The organism is Rhizobium sp. WYCCWR 11146, from assembly GCF_013591995.1.
GTDB classification, from domain to species: domain Bacteria; phylum Pseudomonadota; class Alphaproteobacteria; order Rhizobiales; family Rhizobiaceae; genus Rhizobium; species Rhizobium indicum.
Window position 1 is genome coordinate 42,123 of the sequence record NZ_JACCEY010000045.1, and the last position, 7,221, is coordinate 49,343.

General features: G+C 61.7%; 6 protein-coding genes. 3 read left to right on the forward strand and 3 right to left on the reverse strand.

Annotated features, from left to right (window positions below; translation table 11 throughout):
• Positions 1 to 15: 15 nt before the first annotated feature.
• The 3 genes from nuoE to nuoG are packed head-to-tail and all read left to right on the forward strand — an operon-like array spanning position 16 to position 4,406.
• Entirely contained in the window at positions 16 to 525 is a 510-nt protein-coding gene (gene nuoE, locus HX899_RS34575) for an NADH-quinone oxidoreductase subunit NuoE (protein ID WP_138334950.1), read from the forward strand.
• A gap of 4 nt (positions 526 to 529) precedes the next feature.
• Positions 530 to 1,795: an NADH-quinone oxidoreductase subunit NuoF gene (gene nuoF / locus HX899_RS34580; protein ID WP_138334949.1), complete on the forward strand. Its 1,266-nt coding sequence runs from the start codon at positions 530 to 532 to the stop codon at positions 1,793 to 1,795.
• Positions 1,796 to 1,826: 31 nt separating this feature from the next.
• Positions 1,827 to 4,406, forward strand: a complete 2,580-nt coding sequence (nuoG, locus tag HX899_RS34585; protein WP_181294547.1) for an NADH-quinone oxidoreductase subunit NuoG — start codon at positions 1,827 to 1,829, stop codon at positions 4,404 to 4,406.
• Between the two features lie 75 nt (positions 4,407 to 4,481).
• On the opposite strand, the gene HX899_RS34590 is transcribed toward nuoG, so the two are convergent.
• From HX899_RS34590 to nuoH, 3 genes are read right to left on the reverse strand one after another with little or no spacing between them, the layout of a single operon-like run.
• Complete coding sequence (locus HX899_RS34590; protein ID WP_138334948.1) at positions 4,482 to 4,922, reverse strand: CBS domain-containing protein; 441 nt, start codon at positions 4,920 to 4,922, stop codon at positions 4,482 to 4,484.
• 45 nt (positions 4,923 to 4,967) lie between these two features.
• The gene (locus tag HX899_RS34595) at positions 4,968 to 5,534 is read right to left on the reverse strand and encodes an NADH-quinone oxidoreductase subunit I (RefSeq protein WP_181294545.1); all 567 of its coding nucleotides are present in this window, start codon (positions 5,532 to 5,534) and stop codon (positions 4,968 to 4,970) included.
• Between the two features lie 10 nt (positions 5,535 to 5,544).
• Complete coding sequence (nuoH, locus tag HX899_RS34600) at positions 5,545 to 6,546, reverse strand: NADH-quinone oxidoreductase subunit NuoH (protein ID WP_181294546.1); 1,002 nt, start codon at positions 6,544 to 6,546, stop codon at positions 5,545 to 5,547.
• Positions 6,547 to 7,221 lie beyond the last annotated feature (675 nt).

Sequence of the window (7,221 nt, forward strand, 5' to 3'; positions counted from 1 at the left end):
AGGGATTTGAATGCAATGACCATGCGCGAAAAGATAAAAGACGCAGCGGCGCGGTATCCCGACCAGCGCTCTGCGATCATGCCCGCGCTTCTGATCGCGCAGAGGGAGCATGGCCATCTGCCTGGTCAGGTGCTGGAAGAAGTCGCCGACATTCTCGGAGTCGAACGGATCTGGGTCTACGAGCTGGCGACCTTTTATACGCTCTTCCATACCGAGCCGGTGGGCATGTTCCATCTGCAACTCTGTGACAATGTTTCCTGCATGCTGTGCGGAGCCGAGGACCTGCTGAAGCATCTGGAAACGGCGCTGGCGATCAGGAAGGGCGACACCACGCCGGACGGGATGTTCACGCTTTCCTCCGTCGAGTGCCTCGGTGCCTGCGAGATGGCTCCGGTGATGCAGGTCGGCGACGATTACCATGGTGCCCTTGATGTCGCGCGGATAGATGCACTTTTGGACAACCTGCGGGCTACAACGGAACGGGTCGCGAGCATCGAGCCCTCTACGCGACCGCAGGGAGAGTAGCGCCATGTTCGAGCCGGTTCTCCTCAAGAATGTCGCCGCGCCGGACAGTCACCTGCTGTCGACCTACGAGGCTGGCGGCGGCTACCAGGCACTGGCGAAGGCGCTGCGCGAATACACGCCTGACGAGGTCGTTAACCTCGTCAAACAGTCCAACCTGCGCGGTCGCGGCGGTGCCGGATTCCCGACGGGCATGAAATGGAGTTTCGTGCCGAAGCAGGTCGACAAGCCGAAATATCTTTGCTGCAACGCCGATGAGGGCGAGCCAGGCACCTTCAAGGACCGGATCATCATGGAGCGCGATCCGCATCAACTCATCGAGGGGCTGGCGGTAAGCGCCTATGCGATTGGGGCCAAAACCGCCTATGTCTACATCCGCGGAGAATATGTGACGGCGATCCGTCGCCTGGAGCAGGCGATCGCCGAGGCACACGAAAAGGGTTATCTGGGAACGGGCATTCTGGGCTCGAATTTCGATTTCGCCGTCCACATCCACTGCGGCGCAGGCGCCTATATCTGCGGCGAGGAGACTGCGATGCTCGAGTCGCTCGAGGGCAAGCGGGCGCAGCCGCGATTGAAGCCGCCGTTTCCGGCCGTGGCCGGGCTCTACGCCAGCCCGACTGTGATCAACAATGTCGAGACGCTGGCCTGCGTGCCGCATATCGTGGCGCGGGGCGCGGACTGGTTCCGCGGCATCGGCCCGGACAAGAGCCCCGGCCCGAAGCTCTACTGCCTCAGTGGGCAGGTGCGCAAACCCGGCCTCTACGAGTTGCCGATGGGCATACCACTGCGCGAGCTGGTCGAGGAACATGCCGGTGGGGCCTTGCCGGGACGCAAGATCAAGGCGGTGATCCCGGGCGGGGTCTCAGCGCCGGTCATCCCTGAGCACGGGCTGGACGTGAGGATGGATTTTGACTCGCTGGCTGCCGCCGGCTCGATGCTCGGTTCGGCTGGCGTTATCGTGATCGACGATAGCACCTGCATGGTCAAGGTCGCCACCAGGATCATCGAGTTCTTCCACCATGAGTCCTGCGGCAAGTGCACGCCCTGCCGGGAAGGATTGAACTGGGTCGTGAAGGTCCTGCGCCGGGTTGAAGGCGGGGATGGCGCACCCGGCGATCTGGAGCAGCTGGAGATGCTCTGCAAGGGCATTTTCGGCAATACGTTTTGTGCCTTGGGTGACGGTGCAGCGATGGGATTGCGTGCAGCACTCGCGCATTTCCGAAATGAATTCGTCGCCCATGTCGAGGAGCGGAGGTGCCCGTTTCACTGAAGGAGTGCTGGATCAGGGTTGTGAGGAAACCATGCTTAAAGTCACGATCGACGAACAAACGCTGGAAGTTGAGGCTGGCTCGACTGTGCTGCAGGCCGCCCAGCGTTTGGGCATCGACGTCCCGACCTTCTGCTATCTCAAGCGGCTGCCGCCGCTGGCTTCGTGCCGCATGTGCCTGGTGGAGATCGAGGGCGTGCGGCGGTTGCAGCCGTCCTGCGCCACTGCGGTCACTGATGGCATGGTCGTGCGGACGAACACGCCTCTGATCGAGGAAACGCGCTCTTCCATGCTCGACATGCTGCTCGCCAACCACCCCCTCGACTGCCCGATCTGCGACAAGGGCGGCGAATGCGAGCTTCAGGACATTGTAATGGCCTACGGGCCCCGCGAAAGCCAATTCCGCGATGACAAACGTGTGTTCCACTCCGAGGACATTCGTCTGAGCCCGGTCATCATCATGAACGTCAACCGCTGCATCCAGTGCCAGCGCTGCGTCCGGATGTGTGAGGAGGTCGTCGGCGCGGTGGCGCTGGGCACCGTCGAAAAAGGCATGGATACCGCCGTCACCGGCTTCGAGGGCAGTCTGGCGAGTTGCGACCAGTGCGGCAATTGCGTCGAGGTCTGCCCGGTCGGCGCGCTGATGAGCTTCCCCTACCGCTACAAGGCGCGCCCCTGGGATCTCGTAGAGACCGACACGGTCTGCCCGCATTGTGGCACCGGTTGCCAGCTGACGGTGGGCACGCGCAAGGGCGAGTTCATGCGGGTGCGCTCGAAGTGGGACGAAGGTGTCAACCACGAAACTCTCTGCGTGCGAGGACGCTTCGGTCTCGATTTCGTTGCAAGCCGGGACCGGATCAAGCAGCCAATGATCCGTCAGGATGGCGCCCTGGTTCCGGTTTCCTGGGACGAAGCGGGGGACTATCTGCGCCGGCGACTGTTGGCCGTCGAGAGCAAGGCTGCCGGCGGGCTGGCCTCGCCTCGCCTGCCCAACGAGGTGCTTTATCAGTTCCAGAAGCTGATGCGAACAGTATTCCGGACCAACAACATTGATTGTTCGTCACGCTGGGCCGCGCCCTTCGATACGCTCGGCCCGCTATTGGGAACTTTCTACAGCCGCACGCCGCTGGACGACGTAATCGGCAACGACTGCGTGCTCGTCGTCGGAGGCAATATAACCGAGGAGAACCCGGTCACCGAATACCTGCTGCGGGACGGCGCGCGGCGGCGGCAGACCGGATTGCTCATGCTATCGGCGCGGCCATCGCGTCTGGACGCCGATGCCAGGGTGGTGGTTCGTGTGCCTCCGGGCGGAGAAGCGGCAAGCCTTGCGGCGGTGGTGGCCGGTCTCGTGGCGGCAGCTGGTCAGGCCTTGCCGGGCGGCGCTTTTGCGGACATCGACGCGGCAATCGGCAGGCCGGCGGCGGGCGCCGGCAGTGACGGGCCGGATCGCCTGGCCGCCGCGCTCAAGGAAGGCCGCAGCGTCACCGTGCTTGTCAGCGTCGACCTCCTGAGATCACCCGAAGCGCGCTCGACGCTGCAGCAGCTCAACAACCTGCTGCACGTTCTCCGCCTGCTCGGCAAAGGCCCGGCGATGCAGTTTCTCTTCGACCGTGCCAACCAGATGGGCGCCTGGGACATGGGGGTCCTGCCGGCGGCTCTGCCGGGGCTGCGGGCGGTCGCCGATGACGCGACGCGCGCAACTCTTGCACGAAACTGGGGCGCCGAAATCCCGTCTGAACCCGGCGCGGATCTCGACGCCATGCTGGAGCTCTGCGTCGGTGGGCGGATGGGCGCGCTCTACATCGTCGGAACCGACCCCCTGGTCGCCTATCCCGACCGGGACTTTGTGACGCGGGCGCTTGGCGCCGCCGATCTCCTGATCGTGCAGGACGCGTTCCTCACGGATACGGCGGGCATGGCCGAGGTCGTCTTGCCCGCGGCGGGCTACGGCGAGGAATCCGGAACGTTCACCAACAACGAGGGTCGGATCCAGAATGTTCGCAAATTCAGTGAGCCCGTTTTCGAGGCGCGAGGCAATCTGGCGATTGTCGACTTCGTCGCGGCGCTACGCAACCAGGCGCTGCGGCCATCGACGCAAGCCGAAATTTTCGACGAGATTGCCCGGCTGCTTCCGGCCTATCAGGGGTTGACGCAGGACGGGCTTGGCGCCGAAGGCGCATTCACCAAGGCGGTGCCAACATTACCGGCTGGCGTGTTCCTTGCGCCGCCACCCGTTCCAACAGCAGCCGACCGGCTCATGCTGATCACCGGCGACTGCCTGTTCCACAACGGATATCTTTCCGAACGGTCGGACATCCTGAACACGGTCGCCAACGATCCCTATGTCGCGATGAGCGCGCAGGATACCGCGGAGCTTGGCCTTTCGGATGGTGATCAGGTAATCGTGCGTTCCGGCCAGGGCGAACTGACGGCGCAGCTCAAGGTCGACAGGCGGTTTCCCAAGGGCCTCGTCTTCGTTCCGGAAAACTATAGAGCCTTGCGTCTCAACAGCCTGCTGCGGCGGGGCGAATATCCATGCGCGGTGGAAGTCCAGAAGTCGCATGCGACTCTTGAGGTCGACCGCCCAGGCCGGATCTGGCGTGGGGTCTGAAGATTTGGGGTCGGGGCACCGCAAGGCCCCGCGGCAAGCTGCCCGCCCCAGCGTCTTCACATCGAGTTGGCGACGTCAGTGATATCTGGTCCCGCATATGTAATCCTGCAGATCCTGCTCTGTACGCTGCGCTTCGTCGAGCCTGTGTTTAACCACGTCGCCGATGCTGACCACGCCGACAACGTCGCCTCCATCCGTGACCAACACATGGCGCGTACGCCGCTGGGTCATGATCCCCATCGCGACGGGCAGCAAATCCTGTGTCGAACACGTCGCCACATTGCGGTTCATGATGTCCGCGACCCGCATCGCCGCCGCCTCAGCCCCGTATTCCGCCACCGCATTGCAGCAGTCCCGCTCCGACAGCGTACCGAGATATTTGCTGTTCGATCGGCTCACGACGACGAAGCCGATATTGTTGTCTCGAAACAACCTCAGTACCTCCACCATCGTCTGATCGGGAGCGACTGCGATGACACCGACACCCTTGTTCTTCATGATTTCACCGACAAACATCTAAGCCTCCTTTCCGAGCGCTTCGGTTTGACAGCTGGCGCGCGTTCATGTTCGCCGGATATTCCGCCACCAGTTGTAGCCCTGCGTCTCTTTCGTCTCGACAAGTACGTCCTTCTTCGTATTCAGGCGCGCGGCAACCACGCCGCCGCCGGTTGCCGCCTTACCCGGCTTGGCGAGCAGGTCGTCGCGCCCGATCACCAGGTCACGCGAGGAAAAACTCGAAAATTCATACTGCTGGCCAAGCGCGATCGCATCCGCCGGACAGGCGTCCTCGCACAGCCCGCAGAACAGGCAGCGGGCCGTGTCGATCTCGAATTTGGCCGGGTGCCGCTTGCCCTTCTCGTCCTCGTAGGGGACGACTTCGATACAGTCGCAGGGACAGATCCGCGCGCAGAGTTCGCAGGCCACGCACTTGATCTCGCCCTCTTCATCACGTGTCAGGAAGTGATGCCCGCGATAGCGGGAGTAGGGCAGCCACTTTTCCTTGTCCGGATACTGCATGGTCACGGATCTGGAGAACATGTAGCCCAAGGTCAGAGCCAAGGCGCTCGCCAGATCGGCAAAGAACGCCCAACCAATCCATGTTCCAACTCTGTCCTGCGCGCGCGACATCGCCGCCTCGCTACGGAGCCGCTACGACCCCTAAAAGTACACCGGTTATAATTATGTTCGCCATTGAAAGAGGAAGCAAGACTTTCCATCCGATCGCCATCAGTTGGTCGTAGCGGTAGCGGGGGAAAGTGAAGCGGAACCAGATAAACACATAGACGAAGAACGCGACCTTGAGCACAAACCACAGGAGCGGTGGCAAGGGAATCAGAACTCCGTTCCAACCGCCGAAGAACAGGATCACCACCAGGACCGACACAAGCAATACGATGGCATATTCGCTAACCATGAAGAAGGCAAAGCGGATACCGCTGTATTCGGTATGGAACCCGGCCCCTAGATCGCCTTCCGCTTCCGCCAGGTCGAAGGGAATGCGCTGCGCTTCGGCCAATCCGGCGACGAAGAACACGAAGAATCCGACCGGTTGGTAGACGATGTTCCAGACATCGGCCTGCGCCCGCACGATCTCGAGAAGGCTCATGGATTGCGCCAGCATGACCACGCCGATGACCGCGAACCCCATCGGGATTTCGTAGCTGATCATCTGCGCGCAGGTTCTGAGGCTGCCCAGGACAGCGTATTTGCTGTTGGAGGCCCAGCCGCCGAAGATGACGCCATAAACCTCGATCCCGATCACCGAGAAAACGAAAAGGAGCGCCACATTCATGTTGGAGACGTAGAGCGTGATCTCGTGGCCGAGGACCGAGACAGTTTCGCCGAAGGGGATCGCGACGAACACCACAAAGGGCGGGGCGAGCGCCAGGATTGGCGCCAGTTTGAACAGGAACCGGTCGGCCTCGGCCGGGATGTGATCCTCTTTGGTCAGGAGTTTGATTCCGTCCGCTACCGGCTGCAACAGCCCGTGCCATCCCACGCGCATCGGCCCCATCCGCTGCTGCATGTGCCCGGCGGTCTTGCGTTCCAGCCAGGTTAGCGGCAAGGGTAGCAACAGCAGGATCGCAATCAGGAACGCGACCTTCAAGACGATCAGGCCAAGGGCGACGATAAGTTCCATGATCCCGGCTACTTATTCATCGGGTTGAAGCGCGCCCGGACTTTGGCTCCGGCTATACAATGAGCACTGCGCGCACTTGTCAGACTACATGGTACAACGGCGAGGCACCTCATACAATGCCGTCGCAGTTATGTTGCCGCTGGCTATGGATGTGTCCGGGCTCAGGACGTTTTGAGACGAGTGGTTCGCTGTGCAAGATGAAAGCTTCGCGTTTCCGCCGATTGCACTGCACCATCTTGCGTATCAAAAACCGCCGAGGCTCTTATCGCAGCCGGATGAAGTTCCGTGGCAGGTCAGCTGGCGTCCGGGGAGCTGGACACCCTGCAGAAACGCAAAAAGCTCCTCGACCGCTATGGCGAGGAGCTCAAGGGCAAATACCCTGAATGGGCAAATTTGTAAGTATCGTTGGTTGCGGGGGCAGGATTTGCCCCGTTCGGGTCTTAAAACAGTCCACTGGACTGTTTTATCGGGCGTTGCCCGAGCGACCGCTCACCCTTCAGGTTATGGTGAGCTTCGCGAACGAGGAGCTACCATCGCCAGGGAAAGCGAAGCTTTTCCGCCAGCGATAAGAAGGTAGATGCTGATCTTTAAGAGGAATTTGGTTGCGGGGGCAGGATTTGAACCTGCGGCCTTCAGGTTATGAGCCTGACGAGCTACCGGGCTGCTCCACCCCGC